This is a genomic window from Oleiphilus sp. HI0117 (assembly GCF_001635235.1).
This window is the reverse complement of record NZ_LWGA01000044.1, coordinates 1-1,384: the sequence shown is the minus strand read 5'-3', so window position 1 is coordinate 1,384 and position 1,384 is coordinate 1. Positions and strand designations below refer to the sequence as shown.

The window sequence follows — 1,384 nt, the reverse complement described above, 5'->3', positions numbered from 1 at the left end:
GCGAAGATAGTCTGGCGACACTTCAGGCCTTTAGGGATATGGGGGTTGTAATTGAGGGGCCAGAAGAAGGGCGAGTTAAGATTCATGGTGTTGGTCTGCATGGTCTTCAAGCGCCTCCTGGGCCACTTTACCTTGGTAACTCAGGAACTGGTATGCGTTTATTTGCCGGTCTACTTGCCGGGCAAAAATTTGATACGGAATTGACGGGTGATGAGTCTTTATCTAAGCGGCCAATGGAGCGAGTTGCTGGCCCATTACGTCAAATGGGTGCGAAAATTGAGTCTGCGGAAGGTGGACGTCCGCCTCTAAAAATTAGTGGTTCTCAAACTCTGGCAGGTATTCGTTATGATATGCCAATGGCCAGTGCGCAAGTAAAGTCTTGTTTGTTATTGGCGGGCTTATACGCTGATGGCGAAACACAGGTTCAGGAGCCAGCGCCGACTCGAGACCATACAGAGCGTATGCTTAATGGTTTTGGTTATCCGGTAAAGCGAGAGGGTGCAGTTGCTACTTTGGCTGGAGGTGGTTCTCTGAAAGGCGGGTCTATTGATGTGCCTGCGGATATTTCCTCTGCAGCTTTCTTTATGGTTGCTGCATCTATCTGCCCAGGCGCTGATTTGACACTCAAGCACGTAGGCCTAAACCCTACGCGTGTTGGTATTATCAACATTTTACGCCAGATGGGTGCTGATATAGAGGTAATGAATGAGTCTGTCGTAGGTGGTGAGCCTGTAGGCGACATTCGTGTTAAGCATGCACCTCTTAAAGGAATTAAAATTCCAGAGGATCAGGTTCCGCTTGCGATCGATGAGTTTCCTGTTTTGTTTATTGCTGCGGTTTGTGCTGAGGGAGAGACGGTCTTAAGTGGCGCTGAAGAGCTTCGTGTTAAGGAAAGCGACCGTATACAAGTGATGGCTGATGGTTTGGCGCAGCTGGGTGTTAGAACGGATGTTAAGCACGACGGTATAGTGATCAAGAATTCTGAGATTCAAGGCGGTACAGTTCATAGTCATGGCGATCATAGAATAGCGATGTCTTTCGCTGTCGCTTCATTAAGAGCGAAGGGTGAAATCGTGATTAGGGATTGTGCTAATGTTGCGACGTCATTTCCAAATTTTGTTGAGTTGGCTAGTGAAGTGGGTCTGAATATTAGCGTTGAAGACGATTCCGAGTAAAACGAGTTGTAGTAAAGAATGGTGCTGAAAAATTTCGTGACATTCAAAAAATTGGAGATAGTTGAATGACATGCAAAGTATTAACGATAGATGGTCCCAGCGGCGCGGGTAAGGGGAGTATTGCTCAGCTCGTGGCGAAGCATTTGGGCTGGTCTTTGCTTGATAGCGGGGCGCTTTATCGTCTTACCGCGCTGGCTGCTACTAGGTTG

Annotated in this window: 2 protein-coding genes; both read left to right on the top strand. The window is 47.8% G+C overall.

What is annotated here, in order from left to right; genetic code table 11:
- Positions 1-1,175, top strand: a 1,175-nt coding sequence (aroA, locus tag A3757_RS00820; RefSeq protein WP_068738987.1) for a 3-phosphoshikimate 1-carboxyvinyltransferase, incomplete at its 5' end; no start/stop codon positions are given.
- Between the two features lie 65 nt (positions 1,176-1,240).
- Positions 1,241-1,384 (top strand): (d)CMP kinase (locus A3757_RS00815; RefSeq protein WP_197469617.1); only part of this gene is annotated, 144 nt, incomplete at its 3' end.